This window comes from Nonomuraea sp. NPDC049784, assembly GCF_040659615.1.
Taxonomy (GTDB): Bacteria; Actinomycetota; Actinomycetes; order Streptosporangiales; family Streptosporangiaceae; genus Nonomuraea.
The window spans coordinates 1-17,317 of the sequence record NZ_JBFAMX010000079.1; the positions used below are offsets into that span (position 1 = coordinate 1).

Below are 17,317 nucleotides of genomic sequence, written 5' to 3' on the forward strand. Positions count from 1 at the left end.
AGCCGCGCCCATAGTCCGAACGGCGGGTCTCCGACCAGCAGGCCTAACCCAACCCCAACGACGAAAGGGACATCAGCTCGCGGAACGCACTCTTATCGCCTGGGTCACCCACGCCGCGGTGGGGTGAGTGGTGGTGCCAAGCATGTGGATGCGCCTGGTGGCGTGCTCGATGACGGCGAGGATGTAGTGGCGCTGTCCGTTGAGGGTGACGGTTTCGATGAAGTCGCAGGCCAGGAGTGCATCGGCTTGTGATTGTAGGAAGTCGGCCCAGGTTGTGGAGGCTCGCTCGGGTGCTGGGTCGATGCCTTCCTGTTGAAGGATCTCCCAGACCGTGGATAGTGCAATCTTGAGGCCGAGTGTGGTGAGCTCCCCGTGTACGCGCCGATATCCCCAGGATGGGTTCTCTCGGACCAGGCGCAGGATGAGGTTGCGGATGGAGCGGACTGCGGGTGGGCGCCCTCGCCTCTCCGGCCAGCAGGTACGGGCATGCTGCTGTTTCACGATCTCGCGGTGCCAGCGCAGGATGGTGTCTGGGCGGACGACAAGCCGCAGCCGACGCAGGGCGGCTCGGGGCAGTGAGGTCAGGAGCGCCGCCAGGAAGAAGCGGTCTTCGGGGGCGAACCTCACCCGTACATCGGGGACGAGTTGCCGTTCGAGGACGGTGATCTGGTGACGCAGGGCGAGAATCTCGACGTCCTTGTCCCGAACACCCATCGGCAGCAACCGCAGCGCCGCGAAAGCGTTCGTGCCGGTCAGATAGGCCAGGCGGAGAAGCACAGCCGATCAACATGCCGCATGGCTTCCCTGCGGCGGCTGAAGATCATGGATGTTGCGCAGAACACTACAACAGGGCCAAGACCTGGGCAGATGGAATTATCGGCAGACGCACTGCCAGGAGTCTTTGACCTGGTGGTGCAGCAGATCGGCGAATTGGTAGTCGAGTTCGCCGGCCGCGCGCGCCACGATGTAGTCCTCGTGCACGGCGATGGAGACGGTGAAGCGCTCGGGGGAGCCGTGGTCCTCGGTCACGGGACGTCTTTCTCGGAGAAGGGCGGTCAGCTTCAACGGCCGACGCCGCGCGGGCCTCGCTGTCGTGGGGCTGCCCGGCGTTTCGGGCGCGGCCGGTCCTGATGCCCCCGGGTGTGGCCGGGGGCCGAAAGCGGTCAGTGGCGCTGGCGGAGTTCTTCGTTGATGCGCAGCGCCTCGGCGAGCTGGTCTTCCAAGATGATGATGCGGCAGGCCGCTTCCAGCTGGGTGCCGGCGTCGATGAGTTCGCGGGCGCGGGCTGCCAGGCGCAGCTGGTAGCGGGAGAAGCGGCGGTGCCCGCCCTCGCTGCGTAGCGGCTCGATCAGCTTGGCGGCGCCGAGGCTGCGCAGGAACGCCGGGGTGACGCCGAGGATCTCGGCGGCCCGGCCCATGCTGTAGGCGGGATAGTCCTCGTCATCGAGCCGCTGCCCGAGACTGCCGACCGCTTCGACCGCCTGGACCGGGTGATCGGCTGGGTGAGCGCCGGTGGGGCGGGGCCGCTCCTGCCTGGAGGCGGTGACCGTTGCCTGAGGTGTTTGATCCATTCAACCTTCCCGAATGCGAACAGGGGCCCCGGCGGCATGATGCGCCGGGGCCCAGAGGTTTAACACCATCGACCGGCCCTGCCTGCGTGCTGCAGGGGCGGTTCACTTATGCCGCACCAGCCGCCCGATGCGGGGGTGCGGGGATCGCGTAAGCGTGACCGTAGACCACCGTCCTGTTCGTGGAGCTGCGGTACCCGTGCGGCGACATGCGGCCGGCGACGGGCGATCCTGATGGCGTTCAACACTCCCTTCCAGTTATCCGTACCTCGGCACCCCGACCGCTGGCGCCGACTTCCTGCAAGCGGCAGCGCGTCCACCGCCCCGGCCCTCTTGCTCAACCACACTGGCCGCGGCAGTCCGACCTTCTGCCCTCTACCTCGTCCTGTACTGCTGTTTTCTGTACTGCTGTCCACGTCCGTCCGGGCAGCCCCATCGTGGTGCTCGTGCTGCGCTGCCCTCGTGGATCCGTCCCTTGCGATGTCAGGAACTCTAGCCGCCCACAGCGCGAATGTCTACCGTGGCGACTACAGATTTTCTTTCGCTTTTGAGGCAAGAACCTGCCGCCATGCCACGTGATCGATGTGAAAGCGGGCAGAGCCGGGGGTGAGGTGATGGCGACGGGCGAGCACGACCAGGACCACGACGGGGCACGGCTCCTGGGCGGCCTCGATCTTCGTCAGCTTGATCGCGCCGGATTGACGATCCTTGATCTCCATGACCCATAGTTCTCCGATGGCCGGGGCCTGATGCTCGTGTCAAACCCTTCTTCTCGCCCGGTCCATCCGAGGCACCTCAACGTCGTTCGGCAGCTTGCATCCATTCATGGGTGTAGCTAACATACGAACCAAGTTGGAAGTTCTTCTCGGAGAGCTCGCGAAGGGAGCTGGACATGCTGCTCACATCCCTCGACCCGTTCATCCAGGAGTTCGAGCGCCAGTTCGACCAGCTGGCCCGCCGGACCTTCGGCACCGGCACGGACGCCCTCATGCCGATGGACGGCCTGCGCCGCGACGACGACGTGCTGCTGACGTTCGACCTGCCCGGCATCGACCCCGAGTCCATCGAGGTCACCGTCGACCGCGGAGTGCTGAGCGTCAGCGCTCGCCGCGAGGAGGAGATCCCCGAGGGCGAGCGGGTCTTCGTCCGCGAACGCCCCATGGGCACCTTCACCCGCCGCGTCTACCTGTCGGAGTACCTCGACAGCGACAAGATCGACGCTGGGTACGCCAACGGCGTGCTGAAGGTCCGCATCCCCGTGCTCGAGCGAGCCAAGCCCCGCAAGGTCGAGATCCAGCAGGGCGACGTCAAGGCCATCCGGGCCTGATACGCACGTCCATGGCAAGGGCGGGTGCCGACGGGCCCGCCCTTGCCATTCGAGAGGAGGTCCGGATGGCCGGCATGCCGTTCGACGATGAGCACGCCCCGCTGTACTCCCTGGGTCAGGTCGCGGAGATGCTGCAGGTGCAGCAGGCCTTCCTGCGCCGGCTCGACCAGCACGACGTGGTCAGCCCGCACCGCTCCCCCGGCGGGCAGCGCCGCTACTCCCGCCACGACATCGGGCTGCTGCAGCACGTCACCACGATGACCGGCCAGGGAATGACGCTCAACGCCATCCGCCGCATCCTCGAACTGGAGCAGGAAGTCCGCGAACTGCGTGCGGCCCTGAAGCGACCCACCTAGGAAGGAGGCACCTGCCATGATCGAGACCGCTCCGGCGATCGCATCTGCGGCCGCGGGCGGCGACCGGCCGGTGGTCGGCTCCTACGACACCTGCGAACAGGCCCGTGAGGCGGTCGCCATCCTGGCCGACAACGGTATTCCGGCGCACCGAGTGGGCATCGTCGGGAAGAACCTGCGCCTGATGGAGAACGTTCTGGGCCGGATGACCACTCCCCGTGCGGCGGGCATGGGCGCTGCGCTCGGCGCCTGGTTTGGCCTGCCTTCCAGCCTGATGGTCCTACTGGTCGCGGGCCCGGGGGCGGCGCTGCTGGCGGGGATGGCCTTCGGCGCGCTGCTCGGCGCCGCCTTCGGCGTGACCGCGTGCTGGGCCGCGCGCGGCCGAGGCGACCTGTTGACCAACCAGTCGCTGGTAGCCGCCCGCTACGCTGTCGTGGCCGACGTGGCCATCGCCGACGACGCGCGCAACCTCTTGATCAAGCACGGCTGGCGCACCGGCTGAGCCGGCAGGCGCCTCCCTGCCGATGTCCGTGCCTCATCGGGCCCCGGCGAGACATCGTACGCGGGAACAGCCCCGGACGGGGTCAGCCCGTCCGGGGCTGTTCCCGCCGGCGTGCAGAATCTCCCACACCGTGGAGGCCGCGATCCTGTAGCCCAGGCGGGCCAACTCTGCGCCTGCCGACACTTACATCCGCCCAGGTCATGGCCATGTGGGGGCCTCGTGTGGCGCCCGCCATATGACGCCACCAGGCGCGTCCGCGTGCTCGGCACCACCGCGCGCCCGAGCGCAAACTGGGCCATCCAGGCGATAAAGAACCTGGTGATGGACCTGGGCGATGCGGGCTGCCGGGCACGCTTTCTGCTCCGTGACAGGGATGGGAAGTTCCCTGCGCTCATGGATGAGGTCCTCGCCGAGGCCGGCATCAAGACGGTGCTCACCGGTGTTCGGATGCCGCGCATGAACTCGATGATGGAGCGGTGGGTGGCAGTCGTGCCGTCACGAGCTTCTCGACCGCTGCCTCGTATGGAACGAACGCCATCTTCGGCACGCCCTGCGCGAGTACGAACGCTTCTACAACCAGCACCGAGCCCGTCAGGCCCTGAACCAAGCAGCTCCGCTGCGTACCATCCCGGATCCGATCACTGATCCGAAGCGAATAGACGACCTGAACATACGCCGGCGAGATCGGCTCGGCGGGATTTTCCACGAGTACTCATATGCCGCTTGACCTGCGTGGACGGAGTTTTCGGCAGGCGCAGGGTCAGGTGGTCAGGCCGGCGCTGATCAGCCCGCAGGTCGACGATGCCTTCTGCAACTCCTCGTGGGAGTCCTGCGAGGCGTGGTAGAAGGTCCTCTCGATCATCCAGCACAGGGCGCGGGCCATCGCCGGCGCTTGTTCTGGCTCGGTGCCGATCGGAACGCCGGCTCGTTCCAGGACGGCGGTGATGGCCGCGATGAACAAGTCGGCCGTATGGCTCCACAGCTCGCCGATCTCCAGCACGGTCAACGACAGGTCGATCGCCGTGCGCATGACCAGGCCGTGCTCGTTCCACAGCTCGACCGTGCGCTGCATGGCCGCGGCGATGGCCTGACGCGGATCGTCGGTCTCCGCGGTGGCCCGCGAGCGCTCCCACAGGTGCTCAACGGTCCTGGCCACGAGTGCCGTGACTACTTCTTGCTTGGAGCCGAAGTAGAAGTACAGGGCGCCGCGGGTGATGCCTGCGCCCTGGGCGATGTCGCCGACGGTCATGGCGTCGTAGCCCTTCTGCGCCAGCAGAGCTTCGCAGATGTCGAGGATGGCCCGCTCCCTGACATCGCCTTTGCGTTCGGTGCTGCGGCGGCTCCGCGCGGGGTGGTCGCCGGGCATCAGAGCTGAGCGCCCTCGGCGAAGTCGGTCGTACGGGAGAGCGCCTCCCACGTACGGATGTCCTTGTCCACGGCCGTGCGCGCGGCGGTGACCAGCCGCAGTGCGTCCGAGCCCAGGACGAGGTGGGCCGGCGGCCGGTCGACCGACGTGATGTGCACGACGGCCTCCCCGGCCTTGGCCGGATTGCCCAGCTGGTTGCCGCTCGCCTTCTGCCGCGCTTCGCGGATGGGGTTGAACAGCGTGTCGTAGTCGTCGATGGTGTGCGCGGCACGTGACATGGACCGTCCGGCCCAGTCGGTACGAAAGGAGCCGGGCTCGATCGCTGTCACGTGGATCCCGAACTGCGCGACCTCCTTGCCCAGCGCCTCGAGGATGCCCTCCAGGGCGAACTTGCTGCCGCAGTAGGCGGACATGCCGGGCACGGCCATGAGCCCGCCCATGGAGGTGACGGCCATCAGGTGCCCGCGGCGGCGCCGGCGCATGTGGGGCAGCGCCGCCTGCAGGGTGGCCACCGTCCCGAACACGTTGACCTCGAACTGCCGCCGCACCTCGGCCAGCGGCGTGCGGCGAGCGCGTGCACAATGATCGTGGGCGTGTGGTAGTCCAGGTCTGTGCTGCGGTCGAACCGCGCCGACGCCAAGCCGAGGTTATGGGTCAGCAACTGCTCGACCGACAGGCCGTAACACCCCGGTGAGACGGCCGAGCCAGGAGGTGAGCGCCTCACCGTGCTCATGATCGCTGCGTTCTACTCTTCCACGAAGCATCGTCTTCGTGAGCTGCCTGGTTCGTATGGATCAAACGGCTGTAGGTGTGGCAGATCGGCCGGTTTCGGCGTGTAGGAAGTCGGTGAAGTCTTGCACGTGGCGGTTGTCGCGGTAGGGCTGCAGGTGGGTGACGAAGGTGGGCGGTTGTGCGGGCGGAAGCAAGGTCCTTGGCTGACTCGACGGCGACGCGGGCGTGGTCCATGGCCGCCTCGATCTCGCCCATGCCGAGGTGGCCTTCGGCCAGGCTGGTCCGGGTGAGCTGAACGGAACGCGGGTAGCGACTGCCGAAGCCGGCCATCGCGTGCTGCTGGGCGGCGATGCCGCGCTGGAACTGGCCGATCCCGCGCCAGCACAAGCCGCCTTCTCCAGCCAGTTCAGCTTCGCTGAGATGGGCGACCCAGGCCGGATCGCGCTCGTGTGGTCCCTGGGCGAACTGCTGGTCTGCCTGAGTCAGCATGGCGGATACCTGGCGGACGGTGTGCCCGTCGGCTTTATGGTCCTGTTCTGTCGCGCCGATCGACAGGGCGTGGGCGCGGCGCAGGCTGAGCGCTGCGTGTACACGGGGCGCCCGGCACCGGTCACCGAAGCGAGGGTGAGTCAGGAATCCGTCGTTCTCGCGATCGGCCTGACAGAGCCGGTATGGGCCTGATTGAACCACCCCGGGTCCGTTGAAGTTCTCTCAAGGTCGTCCGGGCCCGCCGGTCCGCTGTAGTCGGTGGCGGCATAAACCTGCAGGAGCCTGTCGACTCCGCGCAGGAAGGTCTCGGAGATCAGTGCCGGGTCGAACAGGCAGCCGGCGGCCATGGCTCCGTCGCGCATCATCACGAAGTGACGGGCGGCGTGCGGGGGGCCGGTCTCCTGGATCTTGGCCAGCAGTTCCGTGACGGTTTCCAGGAACCATTGGCGGTGGGCGAGCACGGCCTTGTGCACCGGGGACTCGGGGTCGGGATACTCGGCGGCGGCGTTGAGGAAGGCGCATCCCCTGAAGCCGGGGGACTGGATGTCCTGGGCGATGGACTTGCCGAGGGCCCGGAGGGTCTCGGCGGCCGATAGCCCAGCGGCGATGGCCTCGTCCGCCCGGCTGCGTATGGCCTGGTCGGTCGCGTTCAGGTAGGCGAGGACGAGGTCTTCCTTGCCGGGAAAGTGCCGGTAGAGGGTGGCCCGGGTCACCTGCGCTTCGGCGACGATGCGATCGATGCCGACGGCGTGGATGCCCTCGGTGTAGAAGAGCCGGGTAGCCGTGTTGAGCAGCCGGGACCGCGCTTCGGACGGCCGGCCTTCGGATCGGTTGGACATACCACCACCTTAGCAGATAGGAAGATAGAACGTTCGGTCTTGACAGTTTCTGCCGCAGGTTGCCATGCTGTGTCGAGACAGATCGTTCGGTCTACATCGCTCATTCACCCGAAAGGAACATCGATGAGCACCATCGCTGCTTCGCCCGGTATTTCCGGGACCGCGTCCGTGCTGCGGCGGCTGTACTTCGTCCGGTTCGCGTTCGCCATCGTCTGGGCCCTCGTGATGTTCACGACCGCCTCGAACCTGGGTCCGGTCGCGGTCACTCTGCTCGTGCTCTACCCGCTGTTCGACGTGGCCGCCGCCATCATCGACGCCCGCGCGTCGCGCACCACCGGATCACCTGCCCTGCTGTACATGAACATCGCGGTCAGCCTGATCACCGCCATCGGCGTGGCCATCGCCTGCACGTCCGGTATCCCGGCGGTGCTGCGCGTGTGGGGCGCCTGGGCGATCGTGGCCGGGCTGGTCCAGCTGATCGTGGGCGTCACCCGCCGCAAGATGGGCGGTCAGTGGCCGATGATTATCAGCGGCGGCATCTCCGCACTCGCCGGCGCGTCGTTCATCATCGGCGCCTCCGCGGCCAGCCCGACGCTGACCAACGCGGCCGGCTACGCCATCCCCGGCGGCATCTTCTTCCTCATCTCGGCCTTCCGCCTCGGCCGCACCGCGAAGGGAAACTGACATGGACGGCAACACTTACGATGTCGTCGTCATCGGGGCCGGCCCGGTCGGGGAGAACGTCGCCGACCGGGTGGTGCAGGGCGGGCTCAGCGCCGCCATCGTCGAGCGCGAACTCGTTGGTGGGGAATGCTCCTACTGGGCCTGCATGCCGACCAAGGCGTTGCTGCGCAGCGCGGCGGCGTTGCGGGCGGCGCGTCAGGTGCCGGGAGCGCGCGAGGCGGTGACCGGCGGTCTCAACGTGGCCGCGGTGCTGGGCCGCCGGGATTCCTTCGCCGCGCATTGGAAGGATGACGGTCAGGTCGGCTGGCTCGATTCGGCCGGGATCGCTCTGCACCGTGGTCAAGGCCGGATCGTGTCCGCGGGCGTGGTCGAAGTGACCGGCGACGACGGCGTCCCGGGCACGTTGACGGCCCGGCATGCGGTGGTCATCGCGACCGGAAGCGGCGCGCTGCTGCCGGACATTCCCGGTTTGCGCGAGGCCGCGCCGTGGACCAGCCGGGAGGCGGCTGCCGCGAACGCGGTCCCCGGCCGGCTCGCGATCATCGGTGGTGGCGTGGTGGCGTCGGAGATGGCGACCGCATTCGCCGCCCTGGGCTCTTCGGTGACGATGCTGGCCCGTGACGGCGTGCTGCCGCTGGCCGAGCCGTTCGCCGGCGAGCGGGTCACCGAGTCGTTGCGGGAGGCCGGTGTGTCGGTACGCCTCGGTGCGGAGGCCGCATCGGTGCACCGCGACGAGGCCGGAACGGTGCACATCACGATGACCGACGGCGAGCAGGTCGAGGCCGACGAGGTTCTGGTGGCGATCGGCCGGATACCGAACACCCAGGACATCGGTCTCGGCGCCGTCGGACTGAAGCCGGGTGCCTGGCTCACGGTGGACGACACGCTGCGAGTGGTCGGGGAGGACGGGGCGCCGATCGGTGACGGGTGGCTGTACGCCGCTGGTGACGTCAACCGGCGCGTTCTGCTGACCCACCAGGGCAAATACCAGGCCCGCGCGGTCGGCGACGTCATCGTGGCGCGCGCGAAGGGTGAAGCGGTCGAGGACGGCCGCTGGGGCCGGCACGTCGCCACGGCCGACGAACGCGCGGTGCCCCAGGTAGTCTTCACCGAACCGGAGATCGCGTCGGTGGGACTGACCGCGGCCGCGGCCGAGACCGCCGGGGTACGGATCCGCGTCGTCGACTACGACCTGGGCGCCGTCGCCGGATCCGCCCTGCACGCCGACGGATACCAGGGGCACGCCCGCATGGTCGTCGACGAGGATCGGAAAGTGATCGTCGGTTTCACGCTCGTCGGCCCGGACGTCGCAGAACTGCTGCACGCCGCGACGATCGCGGTCGTCGGCGAGGTCCCGCTGGACCGGCTGTGGCACGCGGTTCCGGCGTTCCCCACGGTCAACGAGGTGTGGCTGCGGTTGCTGGAGGCGTACGGCCGCTGACCACCGGGTCCCGAGCCGTTCTCCCTGACGACCACCTACGAGATCTCCCCCGTTCCACGCCAAGACCGGTGCCGACGTCCACGCCGACCACTGGCAGGTGAACACCGAGGCCGAGGAGATCGTGTCCTGCATCATCGGCAAGATCCGCCTCTACCTCCGTCCAGAATGGCCGGGACGGCAGGGGGAAGAGGAGGAGATCAGGCTGACGGCCGGCACCGCCGTCATCGTCCCGCGCGGACGGTGGCATCGGATCCAGCTCGACATCCCCGGCCCCATCATGAACCATCACTCCGCCATGTGGCGGCCGTTTGGGGAGACGCGGCGACCCCCTCTGACGGCGCCTGCTCTCTGATGGCGCGCACCTTCTGGTGGCCGACGCCCTCCAACGGCACCCGCTCTTAGCTTCACTTAAGCGGTCGAGCAGGTGAGCCTTCTCTCTGGCGGATGACCAAGATGGGTAGCGCGGTCGTAGGCGAAGCCTCGATGATGTGTACGGAGCCGCCAAGTAGAGCTGGGGCCTGCCGCCATCTCAACCTGGGCGATCTCACTTCTGGCCGGGTCGGTCGACACCGTGTCCACGTGCGACCCCACACTCGCCGAGAGCCAGGCCACCTGCCAATTCCAGCACGTCCACAGCGACGAACCGTCCGCGCAGGAGCCGGTCGCGCCGCCACTCGCGGACACCGTCGACGAAGACTGCGTGCCCAAGACCTCGGCAATTCAGGCTGATTGCCTGCAGGGTCGCACCACCCCCCACGCGCGGTCAAGGTCGGCTGCGCGCTGCTCCGCCGTCCCCCGCGTCGCTTGTTGTGCTGCAAATGAAAGGAACCGTAAATACCATGAGCAAACCTCTTTATCTCGGCATTGCCACATCCACGGCGACGGCAGGGCGGGAGGGCGTGCGAGGACCAACGACGGCCTGCTCGACATCTCCCTGGCGATCCCGAAGGAAATGGGTGGCCCTGGTGGTGCGACCAACCCGGAGCAGCTGTTCGCGGCGGGCTGGGCCTCGTGCTTCCACTCGGCGCTCAAGGCCGTCGCGGCACAGCAGAAAACCCAGATTACCGACTCCGCAGTCGTCGCCGAGGTGCAGGTGCACTCGACACCGGAAGGCGGGTTCAGTCTCAGTGCCGCACTGCACGTCGAACTGTCCGGTGTGGAGCAGGCGGCGGCCGACAAGCTCGTCGACGCCGCCCATGCGATCTGCCCGTACTCCAACGCGACACGCGGCAACATTCCGGTGACCGTGGACGCGACCGTCGCTTGATACGGGTGGCCGGGCTGATGTGGACTGTCAGCCCGGCCGTTTTGGCCGAATCGTTCGGTAACGGCGACCGGGTTTCCTCAAGCGCATGGAGGATCCCGAGGCGCGTGCTCAGGCCGAGGCACTGGGTCTCGACCTCCGATCGCTGCTCAATTCCGGGCCACGACCGGATCCCGGCGAATGGCTGCGTCAACATGGTTGGGTCGTGGAATCGCGGCTCCTGCGCACTGCGGCCCGTGAGTATGGTCGGTTGTTGACGCCTGTAGGTGATCGGGTCAACGGCCCGTTCGTGTTGACGCACGCACGCAAGGTGTAGCAGTCGGGCAGGCGTCCGGTTTCGGCGGCGGTCGCTATCCGACGAATGCGGATGACCACCCACCCGCCACTGAAAATCTGGCTGAGCTCAGCTTGAGCTGATCGGAGGAGAAGTAGTGCCGACCATTGTGATCGTAGGTGCCGGGGCCGCAGCTCGGATTCGCCATTGGCGAACAGTTCGCACGAGGGGGCGACTTCAATGTCGCTCTCGTGGCGCGAGGTGAATCGCAACTCGCGAACATGGTGGACAGGTTTCGCAGCAAGGGGGATTCCACTTCGACCTACCCGAAGAGTTTGAATTTTAACTCGCCGACAAGTTCGTGACCGACGGAAATTAGCTACTTGCCCCTGAAGGAGTCTCCAGGGTAAGTGCTTCCGACCTCGGCAATCACAGCGGTGGAGGGCATGACGGGTTGAGAATGAGGTCGGTGTCGTGTCCGCCGGAGGTGGTGGCCGGTGCCGCGAGTCTCGGGACAACAGATCGCGTTATGGGAGGCGCTGTTGCCGGAGGAGGTGACGCGACCTTCGCGGGAGGCCTCAGCGATCCGCCCGCGCTCGGGCCTCTGCCTCCGCCTCCGCCTCCGTGAAGCGGTTCAGGCCGAGGACGGAGAGCAGGCGCAGCTTCTCGTAGCCCTCGGTGCGGGGCGGGGCGGTGAGGACGAGCAGGGTCTGGGACTGGTCCTCGGTGAACAGCACCTGGCAGTCCAGCTCGATCGCGCCGAGTTCGGGATGCAGGAGTGTCTTGTGGTCCTCGAAGCGCTGCGCGACCTCGTGCCGATCCCACAGTTCGGCGAACTCCGTGTTCGTCCGCAGGGCGCGTACGAGTTCACCGGCGCGTGACCGCGGCCCGCGCAGCCCGTGGGCGGAACGCAGAATGGCCACCTGGGCACGGCTGTGCCGCTCGTGGTCGGCCTCGGGGTAGACCGCGCGCGCCGCCGGATCGGTGAACCAGCGGTAGATGGAGCTGCGGGCGAGACCCGTGTACCCCGAGGCGTCCCCGAGCAGGGCGATGGCCATCTGGTTCTGCACCAGCTCCTCACCGAGGTCGGTCAGGATCATCGCGGGTGTGTCGTGGAGACGGTCCAGCACCCGCAGCAGCGCGGGGGCGACATGCGTGTGGGCCGACAGCGTCGTCGGCGCGTTGTGCCCGGCGATCCGGTACAGGTAGCTGCGCTCGTCGTCGGTCAGCCGCAGGGCGCGGGCGAGCGAGGCCAGCATCTGCTCGCTGGGCTGCGGACCGCGCTGCTGTTCCAGCCGGGTGTAGTAGTCGGTCGACATCACGGCGAGCAGGGCCACCTCCTCGCGCCGCAGTCCCCGGGTCCGCCGGCGCGCACCCGGCGGGAGGGCGACGTCCTCCGGCTGGAGCGCCTCACGCCGGCGGCGCAGGAAATCGGCCAGTGCTGCACGGTCCATACCTCCATTGTCGTCCGTCCGGCGTAGGCAAGCCAGGGATCGCCGATCCCCCGATAAGAGGTCTCTGCCCCCGCGCCGGCAAGGCGGGCAGGATCGGGGCATGAACATCTCCGGAAACACCATCTTCATTCCCGGTGCCACCAGCGGCATCGGTCTCGCCTTGGCCCTCGCGCTGAAGGCGAAGGGCAACACCGTCATCGTCGGCGGCCGGCGCACCGAACTCCTGGAACGGATCGCGGCCGAGCACCCCGGCATCGACACCGTGCGCATCGACACCGCGGACCCGGCGAGCATCACCGCCGCCGCATGGCAGGTGCTGGCCGCCCACCCGGACCTCAATGTCCTGGTGACGATGGCCGGGATCATGATCGCCGAGGACTGGCGCAAGCCCGACTCGTTCCTCGCCACCGCCGAGTCCACCGTGACGACGAACGTGCTCGGCCCGATCCGGCTCATCGCCGCGTTCGTCGAACATCTCCAGACCCGGCCGGACGCCACGATCATGACTGTCTCCTCGGGCCTGGCGTTCACCCCGCTGCGGATCACGCCGACCTACAACATGTCGAAGGCCGCGATCCACATGCTCAGCGAGTCCCTGCGGCTGCAGCTCGCCGATACCGCGGTGAAGGTCGTGGAGCTCGTGCCGCCGGCCGTGCGCACCGCGCTGATGCCCGGCCATGAGGAGAACGAACACGCCATGCCGCTGGACGAGTTCGTCACCGAGGTGATCGGCCTGATCGAAACCCGGCCCGACGCCAGGGAGATCCAGGTCGAACACGTGAAATTCCTGCGCTACGGCGAGGCCCGCGGCGATTACGACCAGGTCGTGGAGACCCTCAACGCTCCGCAGCCGTAAGCAGAGCCGCGTGCGTCGGCAAGCCGGGGCCGGGCGGACCCTGTGGGGCTCGAATATTCACCCTCAGTGTTCGACCTGCGGGTTCGCTAGACGCACTGGATCTCCAGCTCCCCCCCAGTTAAGCAGCCGCTTAAGCCGGTTTGAGCAACCGCTCAGACCCAGAGATGTGGTGATCTCCCTGTCCCGTTCCTACCGTGCGTACAGGTAAACCCGCGCCGCCCGGGTCGAGGAGTGGCCCATGCGGCGCGTCAACTCGGCCAGCAACGGGATCGGTGTCAAGGTGCCGCACTGCGGCGCCGGCCGAGGTAGCAGCGCCCACGGCGAGCGACACCTGCGGCGAAGACCGAGCCGGACATGGCAGTCGTCAGGATCTTCAGAAATCTCACGGAGCAGTCCCGGACCCGCTGAACCCGCACGGTGTGGCGGAACGATCCCGCCACACCGTCACTTTCTGAACTGGCAATGCTTGGTTTGGGGGACCTTTATGAGGGGACGTTCGACGTTTCTAACGGCGTGGCCGCCATCACGCTCACCGGAGCCGTGGTAGTAGCCACGGGCCCTGTGGCCGAGGCGCAGACGATCAGCGTGCCGTGCGGTACGCCCGCACTCATCAATGCCGTCAACGGCCCACAGACTTGGCGCCGCTACCCTGCGCCTTTCCGCGAACTGCATCTACAACCTCACCACAACCACGACCCCACAGACGGGGGCCACAGGTCACCGGAAATGTCACGATCGTCGGCGGTCCGAGCACCACGGTCAGGCGTGATCCGACGCTGCCGCTGGCCACGCAATTCCGCATCTTCCGGGTCGTCGCGCAGGCCCGGCTCAGTGTCACGACGTCTTCACCGAAGATCGGCCGACAATGGCTCCCGGCAACAGCCTGGATCATTCCCTGGCACAACGACCTGACCAGTTGCTCTCGGTCAAGGTCATGACCGAATTGAGTGATTTTGTCAACCATAATCAACGCGTTGTCATGTCGACAGCACGGCGAGCGCCGTTCCACTCCGCGGCTGTCCCGTTATCTGGATCCCAGGGTGTCGTAGTCTTCGCAGGTCAGCTGCGCTCTTTTGCTTCTGGCGCGCGGGTCAGCGGTAGCCTCGCGTGAAAATTTTGGGGGTTGTCCGATCGTGGCATTTGTGTTTATTGTGCCCTCAAGAAATTCGGCAGGGTGAGGAGGTGGATACTCGTGAAGATCGAGATTCGCAAAGTCGAGCCCGTGAAGTCGACCTCGTGGCCCGGTGACTCCTGAACCGCTCGTCCCGGGATGGGCTGCAAAGGTGTGACGACACCGCCGCCACGCGCGGGCCGCTATGACGACTTGTATCCGGAGCGGCAGGAGGAGGCGAAGGCCTCGTGGAGATCGAGATTCGCAAGGTCGAGTCCGTGAGGTCGACGAAGTTCTCCCCTGGCCCCTGAGTCATCCGCCCGAAGAGTTGCAAGCAAGGCGTGGCGACGGTGTCGCCACGCCTTGGCAGAAAGGGACGCGCCGTGCGGATCGCGCTGAAGAACTGTGTCTGGGAGCGGCAGGGTGACGCGCTGATCGTGCTCTGCGACCCGAGTAAGCAGATTGAGCTCGGCGACCCTGACGGTCACGCCGAAGCCCTGCTCACCGCGCTGGCCGAGGGACCATGCACCCTGCCCGAGCTGCGCGAGCGGTTGGCCGAGTCCGGCATCGAGGTAGCGCATTCCGAGCTCCAGGACGCGGTTTCCGCGCTGGACTCGATCCGGCTGCTGGAGGACGCGGACGCATCGGGTCCGGGTGCCCCGGGTCCGGTCGGCCGCGACGGGCGCTACTTCAGCAATCTGGCGTACTTCGAGCTGGTGGCCACGCTCGACACTTCCGGCGCCGAGCTCCAGCGCCGCCTCACCTCCGCGCACGTACTGCAGCTCGGGACCGGCGGGCTGGGCTCGAACGTCCTGCAGAACCTGGCGGGCCTCGGCGTCGGCCGCCTGACCCTGCTCGACCGCGACATCGTCGAGCCGCGCAACTTCGCCCGCCAGTTTCTCTACCGGCATAAGGACATCGGCGCGCCGAAGGTAGGGCGGGCGGCGGAGTGGATCAGGGAGTTCGACCCGAGCATCGAGGTCGGGTTCGTCGAGCGTGACGTCACCTCGGCGGCGGATGTCGCCGATCTGCTCGGTGGCGTGGACCTGGTCGTGGGCGGTATCGACCAGCCCAACCAGGTCGACTTCTGGGTGAACGAGGCGTGCGTACGCGCCGGCGTGCCCTGGATACGCGGGGGCATGATCGGCACGGAGCTGCTCTACTACTCCGTCGACCCGGGCCGCTCGCCGTGCCTGGCGTGCTGGTGGACGGCGGTCGATGCCGAGTCGAAGGGGCCGGGAACCGATGCGCTCGCGACGCGGCTGTCCGCGAAGCTCTCCCGGGTCAACCGCGGCATCGGACCCGCGGCCTCGCTCATCGGCTCGCTGGTCGCCTGGGAGGCCCTGCGCTATCTCGCCCGATACGAACCACCGCAGTCCGCGGGTGTCAGAGTCCACCTGGAGACCACGGGCGACTGCGCGGTGCGGCGTGAGCCCTGGCCCGCCGACCCCGACTGCGCCCTCTGCCGTACGGCGGGCGCGCATCTCTCGGTTCCGTCATGAACGCCGGGAGCACCGGGCCTCACGTTCGGTTGCGGCCGATCACGCTCGTCGAGGAAGGCGACGACGTACTGGTCGGCCAACCGGAGACCGGGACCTTCGTCGCCGTGCCGCAGGTCGGTGCGGTGGTCATCCGTGCCCTGCAGCGCGGCGCGACCACCGACGAGGCCGCCGCCGAGGCCGAACAGCACGCGGGTGAGCCGGTCGACGTCGCCGCGTTCGTCGACGCCCTGCGGGAGCTGGGCTTCGTGGAAGACGGCGAGGATGGGGACCAGGCGGCCGCACCTCAGCTCCGGCCGACCGCGCCGCTCCAGCAACGCCGCTGGATGCGGGGGCCGTTGCGGCAACAGCACGCGCGGATCTTCTTCACTCCGGTCGCATGGGCCTGCTACGCGGGCACGTTCGCGTTCTGCGTCGCCTGTTTCGCCGTACGGCCGGACCTGTGGCCACAGGCCGGTGACATCTTCGTCGTCGGCGAGAACGTCGGCAGCGTGCTGATCGCGATCCTGCTCTCGTACGTCCTGACGGGTGTGCACGAGATCTGGCACTGGCTCGGTGCCCGCGCGCTCGGACTCTCGGCGCGCTTCGGGCTCGACCGGCGGATGTACTTCCTCGTCTTCGAGACCGACATGTCCCAGCTGTGGAGTGTGCCGCGGCGGCAGCGGTACGGGCCCCAGCTCGCCGGGCTGGCGATCGACTCGGTCGTCCTCGCCGCCCTGCTGACCGTGCAGCTGGCGGCAGGCGGTCAGCCAAGTCGGCTGGTCGGCACCCTGATCTACCTCAAAGTCGTCACCATGCTGTGGCAGTGCATGGTGTTCATGCGGACGGACCTGTACGGCGTGCTCGTCACGGCGACCGGATGCCGAAACCTCTGGGAGATCAAGAGCCTGCTGCTGCGCCGCGCGTTCGGCAGGCTGACCGCTGAGCAGGCGGCCGAGCTCGACGCCGCCGATCCCCGCGATGTGCGCGTCGGCCGCATCTTCCGATGGTGCTATCTGGCAGGATTCCTCGCCGCCGTAGCGTACTTCGGGTACTTCCTGCTGCCGGTGATTCTCAGGCTGCTGGTGTGGACGGCAGACGGCCTGTCCGCTGGACCGCTGACGTCAGAGTTCTGGCTCACCGCCGCGGGCTCCGCCGTCGTGTACCTCCCGCTGCTCGGCGCGGGTGGGATCTGGCTGGTGAGCCGGATCCGCGGCAGAGCGCCGTAAAGTCGACGTGATTGACAGTAAGCGCTACCGCGCTGTTTGTACTCGGAACCATCAGCGTCGAGAGGTGCCAGCGCAGGATGGTGCCCGGACGCACGAGGAGCCGCAGCCGGCACAGTACCTCGCGGGGCAGCGATGTCAGGAGCGCGGCGAGGAAGGCCCGATCCTCGGCAGCGAACCGCACCCTGGTATCCGCGCCGAGCTGCCGTTCGAGAACGGTGACCTGGTGGCGGAGGGCAAGGATCTCGGCGTCCTTATCCCTATCCCCCAGCGGTAGCAACCGCAGCGCGGCAAAGGCGTTCGTGACGGTCAGATAGGCCAGGCGAAAGAGCACGAGTCATCATCCTGCCGCG

At 67.6% G+C, this 17,317-nt stretch carries 21 protein-coding genes and 1 pseudogene; 13 read left to right on the top strand and 9 right to left on the bottom strand.

What is annotated here, in order from left to right:
• Positions 1-72 precede the first annotated feature (72 nt).
• The 4 genes from AB0J09_RS18885 to AB0J09_RS18900 form a co-directional block, all read right to left on the bottom strand.
• Positions 73-777 carry a hypothetical protein gene (locus AB0J09_RS18885; protein WP_360692148.1) on the bottom strand — a complete coding sequence of 235 codons (705 nt, stop codon included), beginning with the start codon at positions 775-777 and terminating at the stop codon, positions 73-75.
• 96 nt (positions 778-873) lie between these two features.
• A complete protein-coding gene (locus AB0J09_RS18890) occupies positions 874-1,029 on the bottom strand; it encodes a hypothetical protein (protein ID WP_360692151.1) in 156 nt (51 codons plus the stop codon).
• Between the two features lie 134 nt (positions 1,030-1,163).
• On the bottom strand, positions 1,164-1,418 hold the full coding sequence (locus AB0J09_RS18895) for a MerR family transcriptional regulator (RefSeq protein ID WP_360692238.1): 255 nt from the start codon (positions 1,416-1,418) through the stop codon (positions 1,164-1,166).
• 677 nt (positions 1,419-2,095) lie between these two features.
• Positions 2,096-2,287 carry a hypothetical protein gene (locus AB0J09_RS18900; protein WP_360692154.1) on the bottom strand — a complete coding sequence of 64 codons (192 nt, stop codon included), beginning with the start codon at positions 2,285-2,287 and terminating at the stop codon, positions 2,096-2,098.
• Positions 2,288-2,460: 173 nt separating this feature from the next.
• Between AB0J09_RS18900 and AB0J09_RS18905 the strand changes: the two genes are divergently transcribed.
• The 3 genes from AB0J09_RS18905 (at position 2,461) to AB0J09_RS18915 (ending at position 3,750) form a co-directional block, all read left to right on the top strand.
• Entirely contained in the window at positions 2,461-2,895 is a 435-nt protein-coding gene (locus AB0J09_RS18905) for an Hsp20/alpha crystallin family protein (protein ID WP_360692157.1), read from the top strand.
• A gap of 65 nt (positions 2,896-2,960) precedes the next feature.
• Entirely contained in the window at positions 2,961-3,251 is a 291-nt protein-coding gene (locus AB0J09_RS18910) for a MerR family transcriptional regulator (RefSeq protein ID WP_185069090.1), read from the top strand.
• A 16-nt stretch (positions 3,252-3,267) separates the two neighbouring features.
• On the top strand, positions 3,268-3,750 hold the full coding sequence (locus tag AB0J09_RS18915) for a general stress protein (RefSeq protein ID WP_360692162.1): 483 nt from the start codon (positions 3,268-3,270) through the stop codon (positions 3,748-3,750).
• A gap of 433 nt (positions 3,751-4,183) precedes the next feature.
• Here the strand turns inward: AB0J09_RS18915 and AB0J09_RS18920 are convergent, their stop codons facing one another.
• The 3 genes and pseudogenes from AB0J09_RS18920 to AB0J09_RS18930 all read right to left on the bottom strand — a co-directional run.
• Entirely contained in the window at positions 4,184-4,456 is a 273-nt protein-coding gene (locus tag AB0J09_RS18920; protein ID WP_360692165.1) for a hypothetical protein, read from the bottom strand.
• A gap of 54 nt (positions 4,457-4,510) precedes the next feature.
• Positions 4,511-5,116: a TetR/AcrR family transcriptional regulator gene (locus tag AB0J09_RS18925; protein WP_360692168.1), complete on the bottom strand. Its 606-nt coding sequence runs from the start codon at positions 5,114-5,116 to the stop codon at positions 4,511-4,513.
• Positions 5,116-5,676, bottom strand: a pseudogene (locus tag AB0J09_RS18930) (SDR family NAD(P)-dependent oxidoreductase); the annotation flags it as partial. The pseudogene AB0J09_RS18930 and the gene AB0J09_RS18925, both read right to left, overlap by 1 nt.
• Before the next feature lie 397 nt (positions 5,677-6,073).
• Here AB0J09_RS18930 and AB0J09_RS18935 point away from each other — a divergent pair.
• Positions 6,074-6,529, top strand: a complete 456-nt coding sequence (locus AB0J09_RS18935) for a hypothetical protein (RefSeq protein WP_360692171.1) — start codon at positions 6,074-6,076, stop codon at positions 6,527-6,529.
• Here AB0J09_RS18935 and AB0J09_RS18940 read toward each other — a convergent pair.
• Positions 6,478-7,176 (bottom strand): TetR/AcrR family transcriptional regulator, encoded by a 699-nt coding sequence (locus AB0J09_RS18940; protein WP_360692174.1) that lies wholly within the window; start codon positions 7,174-7,176, stop codon positions 6,478-6,480. The genes AB0J09_RS18935 and AB0J09_RS18940 overlap by 52 nt on opposite strands.
• 123 nt (positions 7,177-7,299) lie before the next feature.
• Between AB0J09_RS18940 and AB0J09_RS18945 the strand changes: the two genes are divergently transcribed.
• The 5 genes from AB0J09_RS18945 (at position 7,300) to AB0J09_RS18965 (ending at position 10,881) form a co-directional block, all read left to right on the top strand.
• Positions 7,300-7,860, top strand: a complete 561-nt coding sequence (locus AB0J09_RS18945; protein ID WP_360692177.1) for a hypothetical protein — start codon at positions 7,300-7,302, stop codon at positions 7,858-7,860.
• Between the two features lies 1 nt (position 7,861).
• A complete protein-coding gene (locus AB0J09_RS18950) occupies positions 7,862-9,301 on the top strand; it encodes an NAD(P)/FAD-dependent oxidoreductase (protein WP_360692180.1) in 1,440 nt (479 codons plus the stop codon).
• A 97-nt stretch (positions 9,302-9,398) separates the two neighbouring features.
• Positions 9,399-9,653: a hypothetical protein gene (locus AB0J09_RS18955; RefSeq protein WP_360692183.1), complete on the top strand. Its 255-nt coding sequence runs from the start codon at positions 9,399-9,401 to the stop codon at positions 9,651-9,653.
• 219 nt (positions 9,654-9,872) lie between these two features.
• On the top strand, positions 9,873-10,568 hold the full coding sequence (locus AB0J09_RS18960) for an organic hydroperoxide resistance protein (protein ID WP_360692186.1): 696 nt from the start codon (positions 9,873-9,875) through the stop codon (positions 10,566-10,568).
• An 85-nt stretch (positions 10,569-10,653) separates the two neighbouring features.
• Complete coding sequence (locus tag AB0J09_RS18965; protein ID WP_360692189.1) at positions 10,654-10,881, top strand: hypothetical protein; 228 nt, start codon at positions 10,654-10,656, stop codon at positions 10,879-10,881.
• A 536-nt stretch (positions 10,882-11,417) separates the two neighbouring features.
• On the opposite strand, the gene AB0J09_RS18970 is transcribed toward AB0J09_RS18965, so the two are convergent.
• Entirely contained in the window at positions 11,418-12,293 is an 876-nt protein-coding gene (locus AB0J09_RS18970; RefSeq protein ID WP_360692192.1) for a helix-turn-helix transcriptional regulator, read from the bottom strand.
• Between the two features lie 100 nt (positions 12,294-12,393).
• Between AB0J09_RS18970 and AB0J09_RS18975 the strand changes: the two genes are divergently transcribed.
• The 4 genes from AB0J09_RS18975 to AB0J09_RS18990 all read left to right on the top strand — a co-directional run bounded on the left by AB0J09_RS18975 (position 12,394) and on the right by AB0J09_RS18990 (position 17,241).
• Complete coding sequence (locus AB0J09_RS18975; RefSeq protein WP_360692195.1) at positions 12,394-13,149, top strand: SDR family NAD(P)-dependent oxidoreductase; 756 nt, start codon at positions 12,394-12,396, stop codon at positions 13,147-13,149.
• A gap of 1,494 nt (positions 13,150-14,643) precedes the next feature.
• The gene (locus tag AB0J09_RS18980) at positions 14,644-15,762 is read left to right on the top strand and encodes a ThiF family adenylyltransferase (protein ID WP_360692199.1); all 1,119 of its coding nucleotides are present in this window, start codon (positions 14,644-14,646) and stop codon (positions 15,760-15,762) included.
• Positions 15,759-16,967 (top strand): hypothetical protein, encoded by a 1,209-nt coding sequence (locus AB0J09_RS18985; protein ID WP_360692202.1) that lies wholly within the window; start codon positions 15,759-15,761, stop codon positions 16,965-16,967. The genes AB0J09_RS18980 and AB0J09_RS18985 overlap by 4 nt, the downstream gene beginning before the upstream one ends.
• 64 nt (positions 16,968-17,031) lie before the next feature.
• On the top strand, positions 17,032-17,241 hold the full coding sequence (locus tag AB0J09_RS18990; protein WP_360692205.1) for a hypothetical protein: 210 nt from the start codon (positions 17,032-17,034) through the stop codon (positions 17,239-17,241).
• Positions 17,242-17,317 lie beyond the last annotated feature (76 nt).